The sequence below is a fragment of the Gloeomargarita sp. SRBZ-1_bins_9 genome, assembly GCA_039794565.1.
GTDB lineage: Bacteria > Cyanobacteriota > Cyanobacteriia > Gloeomargaritales > Gloeomargaritaceae > Gloeomargarita.
Genome location: JAUQVX010000004.1, coordinates 41884 through 66999 on the forward strand (window position 1 = coordinate 41884; position 25116 = coordinate 66999).

Below are 25116 nucleotides of genomic sequence, written 5' to 3' on the forward strand. Positions count from 1 at the left end.
ACTGCCTCGGCAAGGGAACACATCCTAATTATTGGTAGTCCCACCCTGGCGCAGATAGCTCTGGATAAATAGGTCCAAATCCCCGTTGAGTACGCCCTCTACATCAGGTGTTTCCACCTTAGTGCGCACATCTTTCACCAAGCGGTAGGGGTCAAACACATAGTTGCGAATTTGGTTCCCCCAGGTGGCGGCCACCGCATCCCCGCGAATTTGGGCAATTTCTTGTAGGCGTTGTTCCTGGAGGATGACCAGCAATTTGGCCTTCAAAATGGCCAGGGCTTTTTGCTTGTTTTGCAGTTGGGAGCGCTCCTGGGTGCAGCGTACCGAAAGTCCAGTAGGGATATGGACAATCCGCACCGCCGTTTCCACCTTGTTGACGTTCTGGCCCCCCTTGCCGCCCGCCCGGGAGGTAGTAATTTCCAGATCGCTTTCGGGGATTTCCACTTCGGAGATGGTTTGGTCCGGAAGGATGGGCATCACCTCGACCCCCGCAAAGCTGGTCTGGCGTTTGCCATTGGCATTAAAGGGGGAAATGCGCACCAACCGATGGGTCCCCTTTTCGCCCTTGAGGTAACCGTAGGCGTAGCGCCCCTCAATTTCCAACGTTGCCGACTTGATGCCTGCCTCTTCCCCTTCGGAAAGGTCCGTCAAACGCACCTTGTAACCCTGGCGTTCCCCCCAGCGCATATACATCCGCAGCAGCATTTCCGCCCAGTCTTGGGCATCTGTCCCCCCGGCGCCGGCGTTAATCGTCACCACCGCCCCTTCCTGGTCGTAGGGTCCCGCTAGGAGCTGCTCCAGTTCCCAGCGGTTGAGTTCCCGGTCAAGCTGGCCCAGGGTTTGGACCGCCTCTGCCCAGAGGGCCTCATCCGGCTCCACGGCCAGCAGCTCCACGATGGTCTGACAATCGTCTATCTGCCGTTGCCAGCGCTGAAGTTGATCCAGGCGAGTTTTGGCGTCATTGAGGGCCTGCAGCGTGGCCTGGGCGCGTTCGGGGTCTTGCCAAAAATCCGCTTGCCCTGCCGTGTGCTCCAGGTCCTGTAACCGGGCCGTTAAGGCGGCGGGGTCAAAGGTAGTCCCGGGCGTGGCCCAGGCGCGTGCGTAGGTCGTCTAATTGGCGCTTGAGTTCGCTCAGTTCCATAGCGGTTCCCTTGTCCCCAAGACCTTTCAATATACCATGCTAGTCGGGCCAGGGGGTGAATGTGATAGGATAAAGACCTGGTGATTTGCGGGTCGGTGCCCGAGTGGTTAATGGGGGCGGACTGTAAATCCGCTGGCTCTGCCTACGCTGGTTCGAATCCAGCCCGGCCCACCACCGCGCCCGTGTAGCTCAGTGGTAGAGCACACCCTTGGTAAGGGTGAGGCCACGAGTTCAATCCTCGTCACGGGCTTTTTTGCGGTATAGTGTTACAGGGTTTTTGTGAAAGGGCAGGGCTATGGTTTCCCTTCCCCCAGCCGAGGAGAAGGCAATTGTCAAGGACTATTTTGACGGCGTTGGGTTTGAGCGCTGGCGCAACATTTACGGCACTGGCCAGGTCAACCGGGTGCAGGCGGACATCCGCGCTGGGCATCAACGGACGATTGATACGGTATTGAGTTGGCTGCCTGGGGATTTAACCGGCGTGACTGTGGCGGATGTGGGCTGTGGGGTCGGCAGTTTGGCCTTGCCGCTGGCGGAACGGGGGGCCAACGTTTGGGCCAGCGATATTGCCGTCAAGATGGTGCAGGAGGCGCAAAACCAGGCCCGGCGACGGCGCAACCCCCAGGGGCAATTCCTGGACCACAACATTGTGTTTGTGGTGGCGGATTTAGAGGAATTGCGGGGCAAGTACGATGTGGTGATTTGTCTGGATGTGCTTATTCATTACCCGGCGGCCCGTGCCCGGCAGATGTTGCGCCATTTGGCCCAGTGCGCCCACCAGCGTTTGATTTTCAGCTTTGCCCCCCAAACCCCCTTTTATAGCCTGCTGAAAAAAATCGGCGGTTTATTTCCTGGCGCCAGCAAAACCACCCGTGCCTACCTCCACCCCGAACCCCTCATGGTACAGACCCTGACGGAGTTAGGCTGGCAGCTACAAAACCGCACCCAAATCAGTACCCGGTTTTACTTTGCACGGGTGCTGGACTTCAGCCGACCGGCTGGTAGTTGACAATGCGGGCGAAGCTGTGGGGGTCTAAGCTGGCGCTACCGACCAGTACCCCGTCAATTTCGGGCATGGCCATCAGCTCATCAATGTTATCGGGCTTGACGGAACCCCCGTAGAGAATCTGCACCTGGTCGGGTGTTTGCTGGGCCACTTGTTGCAGCAGGGTCACCTCCTTGCGAATCAGGCCAATGACTCGGTTGGCCTCCTCCGCCGGACAGGTGTTGCCGGTGCCGATTGCCCAGATGGGTTCATAGGCGATGATCAACCGGGCCACCTGCACCCCTACCAGGGCTTGGGCCAGTTGCGCTAGGATGTGGGCTTCCGTCAATCCCTGCTGCCGTTGCTCCAGGGTCTCGCCGACACACAGGATGGGGGTCAGACCATGGCGTTGGGCAGCCTTGAGGCGGAGATTCACCCGTTCGTCCGTTTCGCCAAAATACTGACGGCGCTCGCTGTGGCCGATGATCACGTAGCGCACCCCCAAATCCGTCAACATGGGCGGGCTAATTTCCCCGGTATAGGCCCCTTCATCTTCCCAGTGGACGTTCTGGGCACCCAGGGCGATGCCGGTGGGGAGCAATTTCTCCGCCAGGGCCTCCAGGGCTGTAAAGGGGGCGCACAGCACCACATCCCGGTCGGTTCCCGCCACCAATGGAGCGAAGGCTTGTACGTAGGCTAGGGCCTCACGCCGGGTTTTGTACATCTTCCAGTTGCCCGCAATCACCGCCATCGTTGCCGCCTGATCCTGCAAAAATTCCATGTTTAGCTAGTTTACGCCAATTGGGTACCGGTGCGTTGAAGCCCCCCGGGTATAATCGGTAATGTCCTGTCCATCCTACCCCCATGAACCCCAACCCTCGGAACACGGTGCCCCCCATACCCGGCAAGCGCACGACCGTCCCACCTATGCCCACAGCGGCTGGCCTGCCCCCAGCACCGGCGACCGAATTACGGCCCTGGGGCAGTTTTACGGTTTTGGAAGAAGGCAAAAACTACAAAATCAAACGCATTGAAGTCAAACCGGGGCACCGATTGAGCTTACAAATGCACTACCACCGCAGCGAGCATTGGATTGTCGTCTCCGGTACGGCCAAGGTCACCTGCGGCGATAAGGAACTCCTGCTCAACACGAATGAATCAACCTTTGTCCCCCCCTGCACCCCCCACCGTTTGGAAAATCCTGGTTTGATTGACCTGGTGCTGATCGAAGTGCAAAACGGCCAGTACCTTGGGGAAGACGACATCGTCCGTTTTCAGGATGATTACGCCCGGGCACCCAAACCCACCCCTGAAGCCGATAGCAGCCACCCACCAAGCAGTTAACGTTGGGAGCCTGACCACAGAGGGCGTTCACCGTTCTCCCTTGACGTCTTTTATGAGAATCATTATCATTCTCAGACGAAGATGAAGGGATAGGTGTGCGGATGAAGGTGGCATACGTGTTTACCCACCCCCGTTGCGGGACGTACAAGCTAGGGCAAATGATTCTGCCCCAGTTAGAAGCCGGGGTGCATGGGGCGCAGGTGGTGGCGATGTTCTTCTTTGATGACAATTGTTTTGTTTTGCGGAAAGGAGACCCTATCGGGGAGCGCCTAGCTAAGGTTGCCCAGGATCAGAACATTCTGCTGATGATGTGTGACATGTGTGCCCTGGAACGCAATCTTGCGGAAGGGGAACCCCGCTGGTGCTATCCCGACGGTACAGGACGCACTGAACCGGCTCTTTGTAAGCCCAAAGATACGGTCGCGGGAGTCATGGTGGGCTGTTTCCCTGATTTTTACGCAGCTTTCCAGGACAACCCGCCTGACCAGGTCATCACCCTATAGGGGCGACTTCTGGATCTAGGATAGATCCGTAAACCTCGGGGGGGCCAAAATCCTAGGGGGTTCACCAAGTCTCAAGCTCTTCATCCGGGTATGCAGGCTTTTCCAGGCGCGGGGGAGTTCCCAAGGCTGGTTGGGCATTACCTACCAGGACATGGACCTGCGGATCAGGCGGGGCGATAAGGGGAATGTGTTGGTCCCGGCACGCGTTTAATGGGCTTTAACACCCGTTAGGACGACAACCCGGATTCACCTGATCTCGCCGCTCAAAACGTGAGGGATCGGGATTCCCACCTGTTGTAGCGGGTTCAAAACCAGGATTGACCACCGGCGCAAGAGGGCCAATGGTTAAGCGGGGCACTGAAGCTGGATCTTGGTAATCTCCATCCGGGTTGACCTGTGCCCCCGGTCGTGGGTTTTCCCGAAGTTGCTCCACCACCGACTTGGGACGCAAATGTTCCAGTCCAGGAACTATCTCCCAAATAGCTGGCCCGTCACCGCAGGGGTCATCGGGAGCGCAGTTGCGGGTTATGCCTCTTCGTCGTTCATCCCGGGCTATAAACTCCCACACTAATAGATCATCTAGAGGTAGATCACTTTGTTGTCTGCCAGTTCTAGTTTCACCGGTGTTGGGATCGTGGTAAGTGCCTCTATTTTCCCAAGATACGTCAGTACGGCCACTAGGAGTGGTAATGAGGGTTCCACGAGACTCAACGGTAAAGGTGCGGCCATCCTGGGCAACGACAGTTGAATGGCGCACTGTTCCTCTGTCATCCCGGGTTGTCCAGGATGTGATTTTGTAGGTGTAGCCATCGGGAGAAGTATAAATCCGACTGTTGACTTGACTGTCTCCACTACTCTGTTTTGCCCCACCACCATCCATCAGCAAACTGTCCTGGCTTGGCATTCCCGGACGCAGGCCATTACCGTTGTAGCGGGAATTGCGCCCACTGCGGGAGCGGGAGTTGAGGTCTTCCTGCAATCCGAATAAGGGGTCATCGTGCTGGTTGCGGGGATCGCCTTGTCGGGAACGGGGATTACCCAAATTCTCCCGATTGCGGTCGAGGGGATTCTCCCGTGTCCCTTCGGGTAAGACATTGGTGGCTTCCCGTACCTGATTCAAAGCGTTCTGCACCTGCTGAGCCTCGGCTCCCCGGCGGGCGGCTTCCGGGATGTCTCCGAAGATGCGCGGGTCGATCTGTAAAATCCGTTCCTGCCCCACTGCGCCCGGCACACCGGCGGGATTGGCATTGCCACTGTTAAATAGGTTGTGGTGCATATTGGGATTGACATTGGGCATCGTTGTCCCCCCCGTGTTCGCCGGTTTGGAATCTTGGGGAATGGGGGGCACCGGCGGAGGTAAATTGATAGGTTGATTCGTCGGCGGGGGCTGCACTGTCGTTTGCAGGGTTTTGATCTGAGCTTTGGCCGGTAGGGTGAGATTCCCAGCCAATAACGTCGCCAAAATCAAGGATGAAAGGGTCGTTTGCCGCATGAACGCTACTCCTAGAAATGGTCGGCTCTAAGGCTGATACTTCTGATGGTAGGGCGATATTTTTCAGTTGATAATTACAACGATCACATCCGGCTATTGATCTCAATCACATATCTTTGCTGGCGGACACTGACCTATGGATGACTTTATTCATGCAAGCGGGGAGGAGATTTTTTAGCGGATGCAGAAATTACAGAGAACCAACATCGGGAGATGCCCCCCCTGCGACCGCTAATCACCAATTTTTAGAGGCACCCCTAAAACACCCCCTGCACGCTCAAGAGTAACCGAGGTATTTGTTCAAAATTGGGTGCAAATTTACTCAAAGGGAATGCCAATTCTAAACGTATTTGCCACAGTCCAAATTCTACTGAGGCTAATTCCCAATTTCCTGGTTCTGCAAGCGTTAGTTTTTTTTCAAAGTTTCAAGCGCTTTATCCTGGTATGCCAGATTCAAACGTAAAGCTTCACCAGGGCAATTGTTCTGCCCACAACCACATCTGCGGATGGAGCCAATACACCAGTACAACAAACACGGCAACTCCCACGTAAGCTGGACGGATAAATTCAGAGAGCACGAGTTTTTGCTTACCCTCCCAAATGGCCTTGAAAGGGATAACCGATGTCTGTGCTTTTAAGAGAGGGAATTCCTCAGGATAGCGCTGCCCCCACCGCCGGTCTCCATGCCATACCCCAAACAGGTGATAGGCAATCAAACCCAGGGATGTCACCAGCGTAAAAGAGCTACCAATCCACAATGTATGGGCTATACACCACAGGGTTTGCCCCACCATTTGGGGATGACGACAGATGCGCATAATGCCCTGGGTATAAAGATGCACCTGGGGTTTTTGAATCGCTGTAATCTCCCCGAGATTAAACGTCGCTGGATAGAGAAATAAAAAGGAAATCACGCTGAAAACGGTCACCAGCATTCGTATCCCCGGTACATCTTGCACCTGCCATAATTGCACCCCGTCGTAGCGATGCTTCAAAAAGTAGGCCAGCATGGGTACAGCCACCAGTAGGCTCAAACTGGCAAACAGCACCCGATACCCCCGCGCCCCCAAAAACTTTTCCCCCGACGGTCGTAAGGCCGCCAACCCACTATGCACGACGGCAAAGCCCAGTAACCACCCCAAAATTATCAGATGGGACATACCCGGTTAACGCACTGAACCCCGCTGCACGGGCGTTCCCTTGCGTACGATCTCCGTTAGCACATCCAACGCCCGGGCAAATTGGGGGTCTGCTGGTGTGCCAATGGCCCGATCCCGAATGATTTTTTCCCGCTGCTCATCCGTGAGACTGATTTCCACATCCGGCTTGATGCCCTCTTTGTTAATGTCTCGGCCACTAGGCGTCAGGTAGCGCGCAATCGTAATCGCCACACCCGAACCGTCCTGTAACTCCCGCACCGACTGCACCAGACCCTTGCCAAAGGTCTTCGTGCCCACCAGCACCGCCCGGCGATTGTCCTGCAAGGCCCCGGCCAAGATTTCACTGGCGCTGGCCGAACCCCCATCCACAAGAACCACCAAGGGCCGCTGGGTCAGGGAACGACGGGCCGCCTCATACCGTTCCGCTTCCCCCGCACGGGTCACCGTCGAAACAATCGTTCCTCGGTCTAGCCACATACGGGCAATCTCGATACTCGCTTGCAACAGGCCCCCGGGATTGGACCGCAAATCCAGGATGTAGCCGATCACCCCCTGTTCCTCTAGCTTGCGGATGGCCTGCCGCATATCCTGGGGCGCATTGGCGTTGAACTGGGTCATGCGGATATAGCCCACCTTCCCCGCCGGCGTCTCCCGCACCTCATGGCGCACCGCGTGTAGCTCAATCCGTTCCCGTTTCAGGGTAAACGTCAGCAACTGGCCACCTCGCTCGATCAGCAACGTCACCGTCGTGCCCGGTTTACCGCGGATCAGGGACACCGCCTCATTGATGTCCATGCCCTTGGTACTCCGTCCGTCAATGGCAACAATGTAATCCTGGGCCAAAATCCCCGCTCGCGCCGCCGGGGTATCTTCGATGGGGGCAATCACCACCAGCCGGTCGGTCTTTTCTTCCTGGGCCAGTTGAATCCCCACCCCATGCAACTCCCCCGACGTATCCATCCGTAAATTGGCGAATTGTTTGGGGTCCATAAAGCGGGTGTAAGGGTCCCCTAACTTTTCCAGCATCTCCCGGATGGCCTTGTAGGCTTCCTCCCGGCTGCTGTACTCCCGACTGAGGTACTGCTGGCGGATTTGCCTCCAGTTGGTCCGGTTAAAGGACGGATCCACGTAGTCCTGGTAAATCAGTTGCCAGACCTCATCCACCAACTGCTTGGGACTTTCTTTCAGGCTGGCCCAGCTTTGCCTACCTACCCCGGTGGCCAACAGACCCACCACTGCTGTCGCCGTTGCCCCAATGGCTACTCCCCGTGTCCATTGCCGTGACCCGTGCTGCTGTATCATGGTGTATCCCCCTCTGTCGCTGTCTCCCTGGGCGGATCGACCCAACGGCCATCCGCTTTGATGAGATTGATCAGTTCGGTGACCCCCTCGGCTTCAGGAACCCGCTTGATTTCCTCCCGCCCCCGATAAAGGGCGATCACCCCCGGCGTCTTGCCGACGTAACCGTAATCCGCATCCGCCATTTCCCCCGGCCCGTTGACAATACACCCCATCACGGCAATGTTTAAGCCAGTTAGGTGCTTTGTCGCTTCCCGGACCTTGTGCAAAACCTCCTCCAAATTGAACAACGTGCGGCCGCAGGAGGGGCAGGCCACGTATTCCACCATCGTCCGGCGCAACCCCAGGGCCTGCAAAATACTGTAGCATACCGGAATTTCCTTTTCCGGGGCCTCGGTCAAGGACACCCGAATGGTATCACCGATCCCTTCGGCCAGCAGGGTGGCAATCCCCGCCGTGGACTTGATCCGCCCGTACTCCCCGTCGCCGGCTTCCGTAACCCCCAAGTGAATCGGGTAGTCCATCCCCAGCTCATCCATGCGCTTGACCATCAACCGGTTGGCGGCCAGCATCACCGGCACCCGGGACGCCTTGAGGGAAATCACCAGATTGCGAAAATCCAACGACTCGCAAATGCGGATAAATTCCAGGGCCGACTCCACCATCCCCTGCGGCGTATCCCCATAGGTAAACAGCATCCGCTCCGACAGGGAACCATGGTTGACCCCGATGCGCATGGCCTTGCCTTCTTCCTTAAGAAACTTCACCAGGGGCGCTAGGGTCTCCCGGATTTTTTCGGCAATTTCATCAAATTCCGCCTGGGTGTATTCCGTGCGGTTGGGCTTGGGTTTCTCAAACACATACAGCCCCGGATTGATGCGCACCTTGTGGACGTGTTTGGCCACCTCCAGGGCAATTTTCATACCGTTGTGGTGCACATCGGCCACCAGGGGCACATCCATGTATTCCTTTTGCAGTTTCTTGCGAATCTCGGCTACAGCGTGGGCATGGGCCAGACTGGGCACCGTCACCCGCACAATTTCACAGCCCATCCGGTGCAGGCGCTCAATCGCCTTGGCCGAGGCCTCCACATCCAAGGTGTCTTCGTTAATCATGGACTGGACCACGACCGGATGGTCGCCACCGATGGTCACGTTACCCACCTGCACGGGCCGGGTGCGCCGCCGAGGAAAGGTGAGGGGTAAATCCGGGTAGGGGGTGGCTACGGATTTGTCCAGGGTCTGCATAGGGCTGGGGATGGATACACCGCTTGCCTTCCATTCTAGTGCCTGGGATGGCGGGGGGGGAAGGTCAGGCCTGGTTCAGCTCTAGGATATGGCCGTCCGGGTCCTGGGTAAACAACGCTGCCCGGCCCGAGGTGCTCTTGCGCACGGGATAACCGGCGTGGATCAGCTCCCGCTCCGCCTGGTGCAAATCGGCAACGGCCAATGCCAAGTGGGGGTTGCGGCCCCAGCGATGGGGATCAGGGCGTTCGGGATGGGCATGGGGCTGGACAATCAAATGGATTTGCACACCGCCGATTTCATACCAGATACCGGGGAAGTCCAAGCTCCGGGGCACCGGTTGCAGACCCAACACCCCTTCGTAAAACGCCTGCGCCCGCTTTAGGTCCCGCACGGTGATGGCGGTATGCAAATAGGCGGTGAGTTTCACAGTTCCGGCCATGGCGAGGGCATTCTTAATTTTAGTGACGATCTCCCCCGCTCCGGCTATCCTCTGTAACAACCCGTTGCAGGTGGACCGGCCAGTCTAACGGAGCAGGTGGATGGTCCAGGCGCAACCACAACAAAAACTCCCGGTTACCAGCAGGTCCCAACAGGGGGGAAGCCGTTAAACCATGCACCTGCCAACCCAAGGTCATGGCCGCCTGGGCGACGGTTTGAATGGCCTGGGCTTGGGCCTGGGGGGAGCGCACCACGCCGCCTTTACCCACCTGTTGTCGGCCCACCTCAAATTGGGGTTTAACCAAAATCACTAACTCCCGCGGGGGCAACAGCAGGTCCCAGACCGCCGGCAGCACCTTGGTCACGGAAATAAACGACAAATCCAACACCCCCAAATCGGGCCAGGGGTCGCCGGGGGCATAGAGCTGTTCGGGCCGGAGATACCGTAGGTTGGTGCGCTCTAGTACTTTAACGCGGGGGTCTTGCCGCAGGGACCAGGCCACCTGCCCGTAGCCCACATCCACCCCATACACCCGCCGCGCCCCCGCCTGGAGCAGGCAATCCGTAAATCCACCGCTGGAAATCCCCCCATCCAGGGCCACCCGGTCGGTCACCTGAATATGGAACGCGCGGAGGGCATGGGCCAATTTCTCCCCACCCCGGGAAACGTAGGGCGACCGAGACTGCACGGTAATTTGGCTATCTACGGCCACCCAGGCTCCCGGTTTGTCCACCACCTGGTGGTTGACCTGCACCCAACCGGCCTGAATCGCCCGCCGTGCCTGCTCCCGGGTGGGGAAATGGCCTTGGGCCACCAGCAGGGTATCCAGCCGCTCCTTCAAGCCCCTATACGTCTTGCTCGCTCAAGCCCTGGGCCAGATAGTCAAAGGGTTCGGCGATGAAGTCTCCGGTGATCCCCGCCTGGGCGGCCATGGCTTGCACCTTTTCCTTAAGAATCTGAATGCCCCGCACCGATGGCCCCAAGGGAACCCCTAAGGAATTATAGGTCTCCCGCAGCCCCTCCAACACCCGTTCGTCTAGCACATCGTTGTTGCCTGCTACCAAAGCATAGCTGGCATAGCGCAGGAAGTAGTCCATATCCCGCAGGCAAGTGGCATAGCGACGGGTGGTGTAGGCATTGCCCCCCGGACGAATCAGCTCCGGTTGCTCGGTAAAGAGTTCAGACGCGGCGGCCCGGACAAGATTGGCGGCTTCGGCGGTAATCATCCGGGCGACCTGGACCCGCGCCATGCCGGTCTGGAAATAGGCCTGTAAAGCATCTATGCCGTTGCGGTCCAAATACCGTCCGGCTAAGTCATAACGGGCGATTAAACTGGTGATAGCATCTCGCATGGCGTTTTCGGCTTGGGAATCCAGCCAATAGATTACCACGAGAACTGGTTAGGCCGCCGGTTCGTTGCACTTCTGTAACCATTTGGCCCCCGCTAGCTGGGAAATGGTATCTCAGGATACAAACACACCGGGCGATTGCTGCCTAAGATTGGCCCATCGTGGACGGAATTGCAAGTTCAGGAGCAGCACTGATGGCAAAGACGGCGGAAGATGTCTTGCGGATGATCCGGGACCAAAACATCCGCATGGTGGACCTGAAGTTTGTGGACATGCTGGGGGTGTGGCAACACTGTAGTTACGCCAGCGAGCTGATTGACGAGAATACCTTTGCGGTGGGGATGCCCTTCGACGGGTCGAGTATCCGGGGTTGGAAAAGCATCAACGAATCGGACATGCTCATGCGCCCCGACCCGGCGACGGCCTGGATTGACCCGTTTATGGCCGAACCTACCCTGAGCATGATCTGCACGATTTGGGAACCCCGTACGGGGAGCACCTACGGGCGTTGTCCGCGGGCCATTGCTCAGCGCGCCGCCGATTACCTGATCAGCACCGGGATCGGGGATGTGGCCTACTTCGGCCCGGAGGCGGAGTTTTTCGTGTTTGACGATGTGCGCTTTGATCAGCAGGAGTTCGAGTGCTATTATCACGTGGACTCCATCGAGGGGCGCTGGAACAGCGGTCGGGTGGAAGAGGGGGGCAACCTGGGCTACAAACCCCGCTATAAGGAGGGCTATTTCCCGGTGGGGCCGACGGATACCCTCCAGGATTTGCGTACGGAGATGTTGTTGACGATGGCGGCCTGTGGGGTGCCCATTGAAAAACATCACCACGAGGTGGCCACAGGTGGGCAGTGCGAATTGGGGTTCCGGTTCTCCCCGTTGGTGACGGCGGCAGATTATCTGATGACCTACAAGTATGTGATTAAAAATGTGGCGCGGCGGCGGGGGAAAACGGCGACTTTTATGCCCAAGCCCCTGTTCAACGACAACGGGTCGGGGATGCACACCCACCAATCCCTGTGGAAGGACGGCCAGCCTCTGTTCGCTGGGGATAAGTACGCCGGGTTGAGTCAAACGGCCTTATGGTATATTGGCGGCCTGCTTAAGCATGCACCGGCGATTTTGGCGTTTACCAATCCCACCACCAATTCCTACAAGCGGTTGGTGCCGGGGTTTGAGGCGCCGGTGAACCTGGCCTACTCCCAGGGGAACCGTTCGGCGGCAATTCGCATTCCGGTGACGGGGGATAATCCTAAGGCCAAGCGGCTGGAGTTCCGTTGTCCGGACGCCATGAGCAACCCTTACCTGGCCTTCTCGGCGATGATGATGGCGGGCCTGGATGGGATCAAAAACCAAATTGACCCGGGCGAGCCGCTGGATAAGAACATCTACGAACTGACGCCGGAGGAGTTGGCCCAGATTCCTTCCACACCGGGTTCGCTAGAGGATGCCCTGGCGGCCCTGGAACAGGACCACGAGTTTCTGCTGGCGGGCGGGGTGTTCTCGGAGGACTTTATCGAGAACTGGATCACCTGGAAGCTGGACAATGAGGTGAACCCCCTGCGTCTGCGGCCCCATCCCTACGAGTTTGCCCTCTACTACGACGGTTAAGGGCCGAGCGTCAGCCGTGATGGCAACCTCCCACAGATGGTCCCCCCTGAGAAGTGGGGGTTTTTTGTTCTTAGCTCAACAGGCGAATGGCCTGGCGAATCCAGACTTCCGCCTCCTGGGTTTGCTGGCACTGGGGGTCCTGGGGCAGCTGGGCCAAGGCCTGGGCAATTTCGCTGGGGGTATAGCCGAGGGCACCTAGGGTTAGGGTGATTTCCTCCTGGAGGGCGGGGGGGATGGTGGGGGTGGTTGTCGTCCCTGACCACTGCTGTAGGGGTTGGCGCAACTCCAGGGTTAGACGCTGGGCGGTCTTGGGGCCGATGCCGGGGGTTTGGCTAAGGAGGGCGGTGTTGCCGTTGACGATCGCCTGCACCAGTTGGTCCGGCGTCCAGGTGTCCAGCAGCGTCAGGGCCAGTTGGGGACCCACGCCGTTGACCCGCAACAGGTGCCGGAATAAATCCCGCTCGGTCGGGGTAGCGAAACCGTACAGCCACAGGTGCTCTTCGCGGCATTGGAGATGGGTAAACAGGTGGGCATCCTGGCTGGGGGTTAGGGTCTGGGCGCACCGTTGCCCCACCTGGACCTCCCAACCTACCCCCTGCACTAGCAAGGTCACCAGCCACCGGCCCGCTGCCGAGTTGACGGCTAAGACTTGGCCCTGGAGATAACCAATCATTCCCGCTTGTGAAATATATACGGTCCCATGAGTGCACCCCACAGGGCTTGGCCGGTTTGGGGGTCGAGGCCCCGGTCGTAGCTGATAAAGGTGGTGGCATTCACCCGCCAGCCGATGTCCACCTGCCGTTTCTGCCCCTGGTACTCAAATTCACAACGGTGGTTGGGCCGCAGGTGAGCCCGGAATTCCCCGTTTGTGTAGCTCACATCCAACACACATCCGGGCAAGGGATGGACATCCCCATCCGTCAGATGGATGAGCCGCTCCGGTTGCCGACCGCAGCCGCGCCAGCGTTCCGGCTCCCGACAGGCGTAATACTGTACGTTGTCGGTACGGAGAACCAGCACCCGTTGCCGGTAAGGTCGATCGGGGGTCAGGGCATTGGCCTGCTCGATGAATAATGCTGGTTGGCCCTCCACCCCCCGGGGAATGACCCGGTGCCACAACCACAAATGCACATACCAGGCCGGTTCCGCCAGGGCCTGCGCCCGATTGTCATACCACCCCGGTAACCAGGCCCACAGGGTTTGTAATTCTTGAGTAGAAATACTCATTTTTTAGGGGATGGAGCCGGAGAGGGGACGAGATCTTCTATCGTTAAAAATACAACGGTGCATGGCCGGTTGGGCATGGAGTTCCTTCCTTCCCTGTTGCAGGATGTACTACAGGCGCATCCCCATCTGCGGCCCCAAATTTATTTCAAAGCGTCCCTGACGGCCCTGTCCCATGCCATGGAGGACCAGGTCCTGGGGAGCCAGGATGACCCGCTGGTGATTGCCAATTTTCAAAAGGAGCGTTACTACCGGCAGGAGACCCGGCGCTACCGGCAATTAGCCCAGTACAGTTCCCAGGTGTATGTGTTGGCAGCACCGGAGACGGATTTTGCCCAAGTGCGGGAACCCTACGAAACGATTGCCTTTCACCCGGACGATCCCCTAGCCCAGGAGTGGCACCTGGTGGTGATCGGCAGCCATTACGCCGCCTGTTTGGTGTGCCGGGAACGCCCTAGCGAATCGCCCCTGATGGACCAGGCCCGCCGGTTTGAGGGGATTTGGACGTTTGACCGGGCGGTGAGCCAGACGGCGGCCCGCTTATTGCTCCAGCGCATCCTCCGCTACCAACCCCAGTTGCAGGGGAAGGTGAACCGGGTGCTGGAGCGCTACACGCTAACTACGCCGGCAACGGAGTCCCTGCCCGGCATCCATCCCGGCCCCTTTGTGGAGCGCCTGGTGACCTACCTACAATCCAGCCAGTACAAAATTCTCAAGGCCTACCGCGCCCTCAGCGATCAGGAACGGCAACAACGGTTGGTCAATGTGATCACCAGCGCCATTCGCCGCACCCTCAACCCGGAAGAAATTTTCCCAATTGCCGTGCAGGAGCTGGGCCAGACCTTCCAGGAATGCCGCTGCATTTTGTATCGCTGTCGCTCTCACCATACGTCGGCCCGCATCGAGTATGAGTACACGGCGCCGGGGGTGCCCCCCTTGAAGGGAGTGGACTGGCCTCTGGGCGACAATCCCCTGTTTCGCTTGGCCATTGGGCGGGATAGGGCCATCGGGTTAAACGATGTGGCCACCGCACCGGAGTTGCAGGGGTATGAGGCGTTACGCCAATTGTTGCAGCGGTACCGGGTGCGGTCGTGGCTCATGGCCCCCATTATCCACCAGGGAATGTTAATGGGGATGCTGGAGTTGCACCACTGCGGCGCCAAGCCCTATCCCTGGCGGGAGGTGGATTTGGCCCTGGTGACGGCGATTGCCAACCAGGTGGGGCTAGCGGTGGTGCAGGCCCAAGCCTACAAAAGTCTGGAGGAACTCAACCAGCAGTTGGCCGCCCTGGACCGCACCCGCACCAATTTGATTGCCATCATCGGCCACGAGTTGCGCACGCCCCTGTCCACCATTCAGGTGTGTTTGGAAAGTTTGGCCACAGAACCGGCAATGCCCCCGGCCATCCGGCAGGAAATGCTGAATGCGGCGATGGCGGACGCGGAACGGCTGCACAAGTTGATTCAGGACTTTCTCACCCTGTCGCGCCTGGAAAGCGGGCGGGTGCAGTGGCAAGCGGAAGCCATCACCCTGTCGGAATGTGTGGAGCTGGCCTTGGCCCAGTTGCGTTCCCATCGCCAGTGCTTGCCCCAGATTCAGGTGGAGTTGCCGGCGGATTTGCCTCTGTTGCGCACCGATGGGGAAGGGATTGTGGAGGTGCTGGTCAAGCTCCTGGACAACGCTTGCAAATTTACCGGGCCGGAGGGACAGGTGACCATCCGGGCGCAGGTGGTGGAGGGGAAGATGCTGGAAGTGGTGGTGGCGGACACGGGGCGGGGCATCGAACCCAGTCAATTGCAGGCCGTTTTTGACCGCTTCTACCAGGAGGAGGAGGCCCTGCGGCGCACGGTGGGGGGGACCGGCCTGGGTTTGGCCATCTGCCGGCAAATCGTGTCCGGGTTGGGGGGACAAATCTGGGCGGAATCGGCAGGCCGGGGCAAGGGCAGCAAATTTCACTTCACCATCCCCCTGCGCCCCGATACCAGCGGACCCTCCCTGGCGGAAACTCAACAGACCGGTTCGGGGGGCTGAAGGTGGGCTTGGCCCTGAGCGTCAATCCACACCCGTTGGCGACAGGGTCGGGGCGATAGGGGGTCGAGACCCAGTTCCACCCGTAGCTGGGGATGCTGCCGGCGCAAGTGCTGGGCATAGTCTAGGGCGGCCCGATAGGCTGTGGCATCCAGCGGGATCACCAGCCAATCCGCCGGGGCGGTTTCCTGGGGCAGTACACCCAAGGGCAGGAGCTGTTGGTAGAGCACCTCCAGGTTGAAGGAAAAGCCGATACCGGGTACGGCCTTGTTTTCCGGGTGATAGGCGGCAATTAGGTCGTCATAGCGCCCCCCTTGGCCCACTAACTGCACCGTATGGCCCTGGGTCACCGCGACCTGGAACACAATCCCGGTGTAGTAATCCCAGGGCTGCACCAGGCTCAGGTCCAATACCAGGGGAAAGTCCCTCGGCAAAAGATCCACCAGGTTTTGGAGATGGTCCAACCGCTGCCGCTGGGCCGTCGGCAATTCCCAGGTGCTTAGATAGGACAGCACGGCAGGGGGTTCCCCCCGTAGGTCCAACCAGGCCAACGCTCGCTCGCGCCAGGGTGGGGGCAACTGTTGCAGGGCGACCCGGTCCAACCGCACCAGGCTGTGCCGAACCAGGGGTTGCCAGGCGGCAGGAAAATGGTCAATCCAGGCGTGGGTCAGCCCCGCTTCCCCCAGAATCAGCCGCCAGGGAGGGAGTTGCAGGGAGGTTAAAGCATCCTGGATCAGTCGCAAAATTTCGGCATCCGCCAGGATACCCCCTGCCCCCAACAATTCCACGCCGACTTGATAAAACTCCTGGCAGTGTCCCCGCTGGGGATGGAGGCGAAACACGTTGGCGACATAGTACAGGCGTTGGGGATGGGGAATCCGGCTCCAGCGGCTGGCTACCACCCGGGCAATGGATGCGGTGACATCCGGGCGCAGGCCATAGACCCCGTCCCGATCCTGGATTTGCACCACCCATTCCGGGCACACCCGTCCCCCCGCTACCAGGGTGTCCAAGCGCTCCAGGGTAGGGGTCACCACCTGTTGATAGCCCCAGCGATGGAAAGTCGCTTGCAGCCGCTCCCGAATCCAGGTTTTTTGGAGGACTTCCAGAGGTAGGAGGTCGCGGCTACCGGTGGGGGGCGCAAACGTCATTTGCCGAACAGACCGAATAACCCCCTCTTCTTCGGCGCAGCTTTGGCCTTGGTCTCATTCTCCTTGGCCTGCTTCGCCAGGAGTTTGTCCACCGCCTCTAAGCCCTGGAGGGCACGGCTGTTACCTGGGTCCCGTTTCAGCGCCCGCTCAAAGTGAATCTTGGCCATCTTCAACTGGTTGGTCTGTAAATAGATGTAACCCTTGAGGCTCAAGCAGCGGGGGTCGCCACTGTCCAGTTTGAGGGCGTCGTCCAATTCCCGCAGGGCCGCCGAATAGTTCTTCAAACGCACCAACTCCTCCGCCCGGTTATAGAACTGGTCCAAGAAAGAGGGCCGCTGGGAAGTGGGGGGTGGGGCCGGCGTTGGGGAAGGGGTAGTTGCGGCGGGGGCCGTCTCTCCCGTACGGTTGACCAAGGGCACCGTATTCCCGGCGTACTGCCAGCGCAACAGGGCCAAGTTCAATTCGCTGATTTCGTTGATGATGGATATTGTCTCGTGGGGGACGGCAAACTGGCGCTCGGCCAACTGTTGCAGGGTTTCCCGGTAATAGGCCTCCGGATCAGGCTGGCGGTTCAGTAAATTGGCAGCTTCCGTTTCAAAGGTCAGGGTTTCCTGGGCCACCCGCTGGCCGATGAGCTTAAGGATGAGATGGTGCTCGGCGCGGACTTTGTCGTCAAAGAGTTTCTCGTAGGCAGGATTGACCAGACGCGATAGGATTTGGGCCGCCAGTTGCCGGTCTTCCTCGCTCAGGTGGCTGGTGGTATCCGGGTGTAGGGCGCGGGCCACCCGCATGTAGCGCCGACGAATGTCCTGGGGTCCGGCATCCAAAGGCACCCCCAAAATCGCATGGTAGTCTGTTTGCTGATAGCGTCCCAAGCCCTTGCTGATGGTCAGGTCCATAGATGTGGCGGCCTATTTGATCTCATTAGTATAGCGCAGAGAACTTGTAGGATTTAGGGGGCGTCCTTTGCGGGAACTGACCAATGACTGACCCTATTCTACTGTACCAGGTGGATGCCTTCACCCGGCGGCTTTTTGCAGGGAATCCGGCAGCCGTCTGTGTATTGACCCAGGCCCTTCCCCGGGAACTATGTCAGGCGATTGCCCAGGAAAATCAGTTGTCGGAAACGGCATTTATCCAACGCCGGGGCGAGGGTTATGCCATCCGTTGGTTTACCCCGACTTGCGAAGTGGACCTGTGCGGCCATGCCACCCTGGCAGCGGCCTACGTAGTAGGGGAATTTCTAGAACCCGGTTGCCCGGTCGTCCGGTTTGCCAGTCGGCAGGAACAATTACAGGTGCGTCGTCAGGGGGATGGGTGGGAGTTGGATTTTCCCCGTTGGTCCTTGACTCCGGCTACGGCCCCAGCCCCTTTGGTCAGCGGTTTAGGGATCACTCCCCAAGAAGTTTGGCAAACCCCGCGCGATTTACTGGTCGTAGTCCCCAGCGCCGAGCAGGTACAAAGCCTGCAACCCAACCTGGACCAACTGGCCCAATTGGATAGCCTAGGGGTCATCGTCACCGCGCCAGGTCGGCAGGGGGTGGATTTTGTGTCCCGCTTTTTTGCGCCGCGCCTGGGGATTCCCGAGGACCCGGTGACCGGTTCAGCCCATTGTGCCCTGGCCCCCTACTGGAGCGACCGCCTGGGGAAAACCGCCCTCTACGCCCGGCAACTATCGGCGCGGGGTGGGGAACTCTGGTGCCGGGTCACCCCCGATCGGGTGTTGATCCGGGGGAGCGCCGTTTGTTACCTGAGTGGGCAAATTCATTTACCCGAATCAACAGGCGCTTGGGAACTTTTTGGGTCTGATAGACGACCGGGATGGCAACCGATCCAAGGGGAGTGAAGTTTATGTCTAAACCGACATGGCGGCGCTGGTGGCCCTGGACGCTGGGCTTAACTTTGGGTTTGGCGGCCTTACCCATACTGCGGGTTCAAGCCCAAGCGGATACCCATGGGGCAATTGCCTGGTCCCGCCGGACTAACGCCCAAGGGTACGCCTGGGGTTATCGCAGCCGGTTTGGAGCGGAAAGCCGGGCGTTGCAGGAGTGTGAGGCGCGGTCGGGGTTCGGGGATTGCCAGGTGGTGGTGTGGTTTCGCAATGCCTGCGGGTCCATTGCGGAAACGGCGGATGGTTCCGTTGGTTACGCCTGGGCTGGAACAAGGGCTGCTGCCCAATCCCGGGCGCTGGAGGCGTGCCGGCGCTATGGGGTTTGCCGGGTGGCTCGCACCTTCTGCTCCTACGATTAACCCCGCAGCTGAATGGGCATGACCAGATAGAGCATCTGCGTTTCCCCTAGGGGGGCAAAGATCACTGGCGCGGTGGCTGAGTTGAGTTGAATCTGCACCTGGGAAGCGTTCATGGCCTTGAGACCCTCCAGGATATAGCGCACGTTAAAGGCCACCTCCAGGGCCTCTCCCTCAATTTCAGCCGCCAGTTGCTCCCGTCCCTGGCCGAGTTCACCCCCTTCGGTTGTTAGGGTCAGGTTGTCCAGGTCCAGGACAAACTTCACCACGTTGCGCCCCCCCACTATTACCGCCAACCGTTCCAGGGCCTGCATCAAGCTTTCCCGGTCCACCAACACCCGCCGGGCAAAGGTCTTGGGCAATAACTGCCGGTAATTGGGGTACATCCCGTCGAGTAGGCGTGTTACCAACCGCTGCTGCCATCCATTCCCGGACGGCGCCGGCAAGCGAAAATCTGCCTGGTGCGGTTCCAGAGCCAACTGCAAAAACTCCCCCTCGTACTTGCCCAGGAGCCGTTCCACCTCCCGCAAGGCCCGCGCCGGAATCGTGGCTTGCACCGGAGCTTGGCTGGTTGTCAAAGCGGTTTCCACTATCGCCAGGCGGTGGCCATCGGTAGCAGCAAACTCCAGGACATCTTCGCGGATTTGCAGGTGCACACCGGTGAGAATCTGCTTGGTTTCATCGGCGCTGGCGGCAAACAACACCCCCCGCAACCCCTGCAAAAATGCTTCCCGTTCCAGAGCGATAGGCGGAGCCGTAACGGCAGGGAGCACGGGAAAATCGGCAGCTGCCAAGCCGGAGATCTGGTATGGCCCGGCTAGGGTATCTTTTTTGCCATCCCGGTTGCAGAACGCCCGCAACGTCACTTGTAGCTGTTCGGCCCGCACATCTACATCCGCATCGGGAAAACGGGCAATCAAACTTTCCAGCGTCTTGGCCGGCAAGGTAATGCTGCCCGGTTCATGGACCTGCGCCGGCATCCAGCTTTGCAAGTACAAGCTCTGGTCAAAAGCACTCAGCAGAATTTGGTCCTCTTTAGCCTCTAACAAGACGTGGGCCAGGATAGGGTTGGTAGGACGGTTGGCAACGGCGCGACTGATAAGACCAAGATGACTGCTAAGGTCCTTTTGCCCACAGGTCCAGTGCATAGCGCCAGTGTAACCGATCGTTGCGCCCCCCGACTAGCCCCTACTACTACTACTACCGATCATAAGTACTTTTATTAGATCAGTAGTAGTAGGGCCTGTGGATATGTGGATAACTCCTGTGGACAGCCGATGGGACGGGCGTTTGCCGTTGGGCCGCCTGTGGATAACCTGTGGATAACCTGTGGATAAAATCCCAACTTATCCACAACCCCGGTTTTTTATCCACAGCTGGCCCCGACTTATCCCCAAATCATCCACAGCCCTGGCCCGAGTTATCCACAGATTTTCCCGACTTATCCACAAGTTATCCACAGCCTCTCCCCTCTAAACTGTAATAATTCTTAACAATTGGTAAGGGTCGGGGTTGGGTTACATGGTTCCAGGGCTGTGCCGAAGCGTTCCCAGCGGCAAAAGTGCAAGTTATCTGGCCAGGGGCAGCCGTTGAGGTAGTCCCTGATGACGTCGGCGGTGATGGGGGCCAGCAGGATGCCGTTGCGGTAGTGGCCGGTGGCGAAGGTGAGGTTGGGCCAGGGGCTGGGACCCAAGATGGGGAATTCGTCGGGGGTCAGGGGGCGGTAACCCCACCAGGTTTCCACCAGGGGCCAGTCCCGCAGGGGGGGGTAGGTGGCCATGGCTTGTTGCAACAGGGTCTGCAGACCGCCGGCGGTGACCCCGTCTTGGAAACCGACATCTTCGCTGGTGGCCCCCACTACCAATTGCCCATCCCGCCGGGGAATCAGGTAAGCCGGGCCAAACACCACCTGGCGCAGGGGCAAGGTGTCTCTGGGCATTCGCAGAGCCAACATCTGTCCCTTGCGGGGATAGACGGGGAGGTTGAGGAGCTTATGGGTCCAGGCGCCGGTGGCCAAGATGTAATGATCCGCCTGATAGATGGCTGAGGGGGTGGTGACCTGGCTGATCCGACCCTGGGTCTGGTGAATTTGGATGACGGGTTCCGCCGGCCTCAATTGCACACCCAGGGCTTGGGCGGCTCGTTGCAGCAGGTGGATCAGGCGGCGGTTGTCCACTTGGCCGTTGTCGGGATACCACCAGGCGCCGATGAATTGTTCACCCAAACCAGGTTGGCGGCTATCCAGCGCTGAGCGGTCCAGCCAAATCCCCGTGTGGTTGCCGGGGGCAGGGGTGGTCACGGGCGCCAGGATGCCGCAGGGCCAGTAGCCCGCCGATGCACCGGTGAGCTGTTCCAGTTCTTGTATCCAGGTGGGGTAACGTTGGAGGCTGGCCTGGCAAAGGTCGCGCATGGGTCCAGGGGGGAGTTGTTCAGCACCTGGTGCCAGCATACCTCCCGCCGCTGTGGCTGCCTTACCAGGAAAACCCGCGTCCAGAACAATCACCCGCCTTTGGCCTTGGGCCAGCGCAACTGCAATGCTCAGCCCAATCATGCCCCCGCCGAGGATGCAAACGTCCATGCCTGCTGCGTTAACTCGACCGTCTTTCATCCTAGCCGACCGTCGAGTGGCCTAGGGTGGCAATAGGACTACGACCAGGCGGGTGTTTAGTTGTTGACCGTCCCGATAGCCCAGTCCAGATACTGCTCCAGCAGCGATGACATGAGCCTAGAAAAAGTAAAGAGCGGTCTTGTGAGGAACCGCCCTTGAGCGTTGATTTAGGCCAGGAAGCAACTTGTTGATACCCGTGCAACGTTAGGGATTGCCAACACGGATGGTATTACTACCGCAAGCCTCAGCACTAGTCGGCTGATTAGGGGTATCTGTACCAGGAGTTGTGGCTTCACACAGAATACCGGCCATCTCCCGGTTCGTCTCACCTTCGACAGTTACATTCTTCACCTCAGCAGCGGCGGCATAGCCTTTTAAGTCATTGGATTTGCTCGTGGCGGTAGCCGTAACGAGGTCAGAGGTACTAGTACTGTTGCTTTGTTCGTATGTGTAGTTCTTCGTGTCCGTTGGCATCCCTAGTGCCAGGTCGGTCCAGCTCGCCGAAAATTTGTTGTAATTTTCCCGAAAGGCCTTTTGACCACGCACCCAAGCGCTCAGGGTGTTCCGCGCTTCCGCTTGCTTGGCCTTGGCGGATTGGGACAGGAAAGAAGGCAGGGCGATCGCCGCCAGGATGCCGATGATCACAATCACCACCAGCAACTCAATCAGGGTGAAGCCCTCATCGGCTTTCTTCTTGGCCAAGTGCTGCAACAGTTTCGCCTTCAGATTCGCAGACATGATGACACACTCCTACTATTGAACAGTTTAGGTTTGGGTAAACGGAGCCTCATTGACCCCATGCCTAACTTACCCAGCCCCATCTTTGGACCGATCAGACCTGACGATTGTTTTTTCCTATGTGACATGGCGCACTTTGTCAGTCAAAGGCGTTACCGTTTCTCAATTGCCCGCAACCTCACGGTATAAGCGCCCATTATACCCGCACCGTTCCCTGGCGCAACACGTGCCAGCGCCCCCCTTGCCAGGTAATGACGGTGGAGGGCTGACCTGAACCCCGATTTTCTGCCTGGAGGACGTACACGTCGGGAAATTGGGCATGAATTTCGGCGGCGGTCAGTAGGGGGGACTGGCCAGATAGGTTGGCGCTGGTGGTGGCTAAAACGCCCACCTGCTGGAGTAGGCTCAAGGCTAGGGGATGGTCGGGAATGCGCAACCCAAGGGTGCCGGTCTGTTGGGGGTTAATGGCGGGGGTCACCCGGTCGCTGGCAGGTAGCACGATGGTCAAGGCACCGGGCCAATGGCGCTGGGCCAATTCCTGCCAAGGGATGTCGGGTGCGGGGGCAATCCAGGGGAGAAACAGGTCAGGGGTGGGCGCCATGAGAATTAAAGGCTTGTCGGGGGGACGGCGCTTGCAGGCGTAGATTTTGGCCCCCTGCTCAGGCAGCACGGCCAACGCCGGTACGGTATCGGTGGGGAAACTCACCACGTGCCCCGCCCGCGCCGCTAGGACCAAACTGGGAAAGCTCACCAACATTTACCCGATCCAACGCGCCAACACAAACCGGTCGTGCCCAGCCCAGTCGCGAAATACCTGGATGTCTCGATAGCCGCCCTGTTCGGTCAGGAAGTGCACCACGGCGGTTGTTTGCCCGCTCATGGTTTCCACGGCCCACAGTCCCCCGGGTTGCAAATACAGCGGCGCTGTTGTTACCAAGTATCGCAAAGGCTGGAGACCGTCGGGACCCCCGTCGAGGGCCAATTGGGGTTCGTGCTGCACCTCGGGGGGCAGGGTGGCCAAAAGAGCGCTGGGAATGTAAGGGGGGTTGCTCACCATCCCCTGGAGCTGTCCTTGCAGGTGCGATAAGGGATCAAACCAGTTTCCCCGGTGCAAAATGAGCCGTTTTTCCAGTCCTAGATGCCGAGCGTTGGCTTGGGCAATGTGTAAGGCCATTTCACTGCAATCCACCCCGTGCATGGTGATCCCGGGCAACAGGCGCAGTAATCCCAGGGCAATGGCACCGCTGCCTATGCCCAGGTCAGCCCAGTGACTAGTGGTTAACCCCCAACGCTTGGCCCACTGCGCTGCTAGGTCCACCAGCAGTTCCGTTTCCGGGCGGGGGACCAATACGCCGGGGGTCACCAACAGTTCCATGTCCCGCCAGGTGGTTCGCCCCACTAAATACTGCACCGGCTCCCGGGTCTGGAGATAACGCTGCCACAGGGATGTCAGTTGGGGGAGAAACTCACTACCGGTGGCTTGGCCCCAGCGCAGGGTGAGGGTGTCCCAACCCGTTACACACCGCACCAGCCAGTCCAATTCCGGCGCGAACTCTGGATGCTGTTGCCGTTGTTGCTGCCACCAGTCCCGTAGGGTGATCACTGGGGTGATTGGGGTTGAGGAGCGGGTGCTGCTGGGGGTTGCGGTGGACGATTCCCCTGCTGTTGCTGGACAAAACGGATGGCACTACTGGCGGGTACGAAATAGATTTGCCGCAGTTGGGGGTCGTTTTTCTGCTCCATGAGGGCCACTAACTGGTCCAGGCTGCTGACCCGGATTTTGGCGGATTCGGCAATTTTGGGGTCCCGCTTGCGCAACTCCGCCAAGAACCCCTCCACATCTTGCCGGCTAAAGAACATGGGCGCCACTTCTTCTTTGTTGCCCTTTTGGTCCTGAACCTGGATGGTCAACTGGCCCTGCTGGGGACCGCCGGTGATGAAAAACAAAGGAATCCCCGGAAACCGGTCCAATTTTTGCCCTTCCGCTTGCAGGATTTTGAGGGCTGCTTCCTGTTGGGCTTTGTCGGGCTGAAAACTCACCTCCAACTTTTCATCCTTCTGGGCGGCCTTGGCCAGTTCGTAGGCTTTGTCCAGGCCCACCACTTGCACCCGCGCCCCTTTGACCGCATCGGGGTTTTGGCTTTGCACCTGCTTCAGGGCGTTTTGGGCGTCCTGGGGGTTGAAAAAGAAAAAGGTGACCACCTTCTCTTTGTTACCTTCTTTGACGGTGGCCGTGAGAATTTGCTTGCCGCTGCCGTCAATAAGAGTAAATACGGGTACAGTCTGCAACTGTTCGGCGATTTGTTTGGTCGGCATGCCCTGGGCCAGCACGGGTGACACCTGGAGCGGCAACCCCATCACCGGCCCCAACAGCAATCCCAAGGCCAACCCACCGCGAATTAACCCTTTCATCCTCACTCCTTGCCTTAATGCGGCTGCTTCATGCAACAACCATCCAACCTGATATGCGCAGGACGTTTCTGATCGGCTGGTTGGTTCCCATTAACTATACCAAAACCCGGCTTCTATAATAAGCATTGGCTCT

The 25116-nt window shown here is 58.8% G+C and carries 25 protein-coding genes, 2 tRNA genes and 1 pseudogene; 9 read left to right on the top strand and 19 right to left on the bottom strand.

The window, feature by feature from the left end; genetic code table 11:
- Positions 1-24 precede the first annotated feature (24 nt).
- Positions 25-1065 (bottom strand): annotated as a pseudogene (prfB, locus tag Q6L55_05515) (peptide chain release factor 2).
- A gap of 165 nt (positions 1066-1230) precedes the next feature.
- Here prfB and Q6L55_05520 point away from each other — a divergent pair.
- The 3 genes from Q6L55_05520 (at position 1231) to bchM (ending at position 2150) form a co-directional block, all read left to right on the top strand.
- A tRNA-Tyr gene (locus Q6L55_05520) sits at positions 1231-1315 on the top strand.
- Positions 1316-1319: 4 nt separating this feature from the next.
- A tRNA-Thr gene (locus Q6L55_05525) sits at positions 1320-1391 on the top strand.
- Between the two features lie 45 nt (positions 1392-1436).
- Entirely contained in the window at positions 1437-2150 is a 714-nt protein-coding gene (gene bchM, locus Q6L55_05530; GenBank protein MEN9258174.1) for a magnesium protoporphyrin IX methyltransferase, read from the top strand.
- Here the strand turns inward: bchM and tpiA are convergent.
- On the bottom strand, positions 2128-2907 hold the full coding sequence (gene tpiA / locus Q6L55_05535; protein ID MEN9258175.1) for a triose-phosphate isomerase: 780 nt from the start codon (positions 2905-2907) through the stop codon (positions 2128-2130). The two genes, bchM and tpiA, sit on opposite strands and share 23 nt — an antisense overlap.
- An 83-nt stretch (positions 2908-2990) precedes the next feature.
- Between tpiA and Q6L55_05540 the strand changes: the two genes are divergently transcribed.
- Both Q6L55_05540 and Q6L55_05545 read left to right on the top strand, forming a co-directional pair.
- On the top strand, positions 2991-3470 hold the full coding sequence (locus Q6L55_05540) for a phosphomannose isomerase type II C-terminal cupin domain (GenBank protein MEN9258176.1): 480 nt from the start codon (positions 2991-2993) through the stop codon (positions 3468-3470).
- A gap of 101 nt (positions 3471-3571) precedes the next feature.
- A complete protein-coding gene (locus tag Q6L55_05545) occupies positions 3572-3973 on the top strand; it encodes a SaoD/DsrE family protein (protein ID MEN9258177.1) in 402 nt (133 codons plus the stop codon).
- A gap of 217 nt (positions 3974-4190) precedes the next feature.
- Here the strand turns inward: Q6L55_05545 and Q6L55_05550 are convergent, their stop codons facing one another.
- From Q6L55_05550 to apcB, 7 genes are all read right to left on the bottom strand, one after another.
- The gene (locus Q6L55_05550; GenBank protein MEN9258178.1) at positions 4191-5465 is read right to left on the bottom strand and encodes a hypothetical protein; all 1275 of its coding nucleotides are present in this window, start codon (positions 5463-5465) and stop codon (positions 4191-4193) included.
- Between the two features lie 467 nt (positions 5466-5932).
- Positions 5933-6625, bottom strand: a complete 693-nt coding sequence (locus Q6L55_05555) for an NnrU family protein (GenBank protein MEN9258179.1) — start codon at positions 6623-6625, stop codon at positions 5933-5935.
- A gap of 6 nt (positions 6626-6631) precedes the next feature.
- The gene (locus Q6L55_05560) at positions 6632-7927 is read right to left on the bottom strand and encodes a S41 family peptidase (protein ID MEN9258180.1); all 1296 of its coding nucleotides are present in this window, start codon (positions 7925-7927) and stop codon (positions 6632-6634) included.
- Positions 7924-9171: a (E)-4-hydroxy-3-methylbut-2-enyl-diphosphate synthase gene (gene ispG / locus Q6L55_05565; GenBank protein MEN9258181.1), complete on the bottom strand. Its 1248-nt coding sequence runs from the start codon at positions 9169-9171 to the stop codon at positions 7924-7926. Before ispG ends, Q6L55_05560 begins: the two co-directional genes overlap by 4 nt.
- A 64-nt stretch (positions 9172-9235) precedes the next feature.
- Positions 9236-9610 carry a VOC family protein gene (locus Q6L55_05570; protein ID MEN9258182.1) on the bottom strand — a complete coding sequence of 125 codons (375 nt, stop codon included), beginning with the start codon at positions 9608-9610 and terminating at the stop codon, positions 9236-9238.
- Positions 9611-9629: 19 nt separating this feature from the next.
- Entirely contained in the window at positions 9630-10451 is an 822-nt protein-coding gene (locus Q6L55_05575; GenBank protein ID MEN9258183.1) for a TlyA family RNA methyltransferase, read from the bottom strand.
- 4 nt (positions 10452-10455) lie between these two features.
- On the bottom strand, positions 10456-11001 hold the full coding sequence (gene apcB, locus Q6L55_05580) for an allophycocyanin subunit beta (protein ID MEN9258184.1): 546 nt from the start codon (positions 10999-11001) through the stop codon (positions 10456-10458).
- A gap of 152 nt (positions 11002-11153) precedes the next feature.
- On the opposite strand from apcB, the gene glnA reads away from it, so the two are divergent.
- Positions 11154-12575 (top strand): type I glutamate--ammonia ligase, encoded by a 1422-nt coding sequence (gene glnA, locus Q6L55_05585; protein ID MEN9258185.1) that lies wholly within the window; start codon positions 11154-11156, stop codon positions 12573-12575.
- 70 nt (positions 12576-12645) lie between these two features.
- Here glnA and ruvA read toward each other — a convergent pair whose 3' ends face one another.
- A complete protein-coding gene (gene ruvA, locus Q6L55_05590; protein MEN9258186.1) occupies positions 12646-13248 on the bottom strand; it encodes a Holliday junction branch migration protein RuvA in 603 nt (200 codons plus the stop codon).
- Positions 13245-13802: a chromophore lyase CpcT/CpeT gene (locus Q6L55_05595; protein ID MEN9258187.1), complete on the bottom strand. Its 558-nt coding sequence runs from the start codon at positions 13800-13802 to the stop codon at positions 13245-13247. The genes ruvA and Q6L55_05595 overlap by 4 nt, the downstream gene beginning before the upstream one ends.
- A gap of 75 nt (positions 13803-13877) precedes the next feature.
- Between Q6L55_05595 and Q6L55_05600 the strand changes: the two genes are divergently transcribed.
- Positions 13878-15830 (top strand): DICT sensory domain-containing protein, encoded by a 1953-nt coding sequence (locus Q6L55_05600; protein ID MEN9258188.1) that lies wholly within the window; start codon positions 13878-13880, stop codon positions 15828-15830.
- Here Q6L55_05600 and Q6L55_05605 read toward each other — a convergent pair.
- Together Q6L55_05605 and Q6L55_05610 are read right to left on the bottom strand one after the other, a co-directional pair.
- Positions 15806-16978: an ATP phosphoribosyltransferase regulatory subunit gene (locus tag Q6L55_05605; protein ID MEN9258189.1), complete on the bottom strand. Its 1173-nt coding sequence runs from the start codon at positions 16976-16978 to the stop codon at positions 15806-15808. The genes Q6L55_05600 and Q6L55_05605 overlap by 25 nt on opposite strands.
- Entirely contained in the window at positions 16975-17877 is a 903-nt protein-coding gene (locus Q6L55_05610; GenBank protein ID MEN9258190.1) for a tetratricopeptide repeat protein, read from the bottom strand. The genes Q6L55_05605 and Q6L55_05610 overlap by 4 nt, the downstream gene beginning before the upstream one ends.
- Positions 17878-17960: 83 nt before the next feature.
- Here Q6L55_05610 and Q6L55_05615 point away from each other — a divergent pair, with 83 nt between their 5' ends.
- Both Q6L55_05615 and Q6L55_05620 read left to right on the top strand, forming a co-directional pair.
- On the top strand, positions 17961-18824 hold the full coding sequence (locus Q6L55_05615; GenBank protein MEN9258191.1) for a PhzF family phenazine biosynthesis protein: 864 nt from the start codon (positions 17961-17963) through the stop codon (positions 18822-18824).
- 5 nt (positions 18825-18829) lie between these two features.
- Positions 18830-19228: a DUF4189 domain-containing protein gene (locus Q6L55_05620; GenBank protein MEN9258192.1), complete on the top strand. Its 399-nt coding sequence runs from the start codon at positions 18830-18832 to the stop codon at positions 19226-19228.
- Here the strand turns inward: Q6L55_05620 and dnaN are convergent.
- The 6 genes from dnaN to Q6L55_05650 form a co-directional block, all read right to left on the bottom strand.
- Complete coding sequence (gene dnaN, locus Q6L55_05625; GenBank protein MEN9258193.1) at positions 19225-20373, bottom strand: DNA polymerase III subunit beta; 1149 nt, start codon at positions 20371-20373, stop codon at positions 19225-19227. The genes Q6L55_05620 and dnaN overlap by 4 nt on opposite strands.
- Positions 20374-20714: 341 nt before the next feature.
- Positions 20715-21803 carry a glycine oxidase ThiO gene (gene thiO / locus Q6L55_05630; protein ID MEN9258194.1) on the bottom strand — a complete coding sequence of 363 codons (1089 nt, stop codon included), beginning with the start codon at positions 21801-21803 and terminating at the stop codon, positions 20715-20717.
- A gap of 234 nt (positions 21804-22037) precedes the next feature.
- Positions 22038-22571: a type IV pilin-like G/H family protein gene (locus Q6L55_05635; protein ID MEN9258195.1), complete on the bottom strand. Its 534-nt coding sequence runs from the start codon at positions 22569-22571 to the stop codon at positions 22038-22040.
- 196 nt (positions 22572-22767) lie between these two features.
- Positions 22768-23328 carry an L-threonylcarbamoyladenylate synthase gene (locus Q6L55_05640; protein MEN9258196.1) on the bottom strand — a complete coding sequence of 187 codons (561 nt, stop codon included), beginning with the start codon at positions 23326-23328 and terminating at the stop codon, positions 22768-22770.
- Positions 23329-24174 carry a peptide chain release factor N(5)-glutamine methyltransferase gene (prmC, locus tag Q6L55_05645; protein ID MEN9258197.1) on the bottom strand — a complete coding sequence of 282 codons (846 nt, stop codon included), beginning with the start codon at positions 24172-24174 and terminating at the stop codon, positions 23329-23331.
- Positions 24171-24983 carry a Tic22 family protein gene (locus Q6L55_05650; protein MEN9258198.1) on the bottom strand — a complete coding sequence of 271 codons (813 nt, stop codon included), beginning with the start codon at positions 24981-24983 and terminating at the stop codon, positions 24171-24173. The genes prmC and Q6L55_05650 overlap by 4 nt, the downstream gene beginning before the upstream one ends.
- Between the last annotated feature and the right edge of the window lie 133 nt (positions 24984-25116).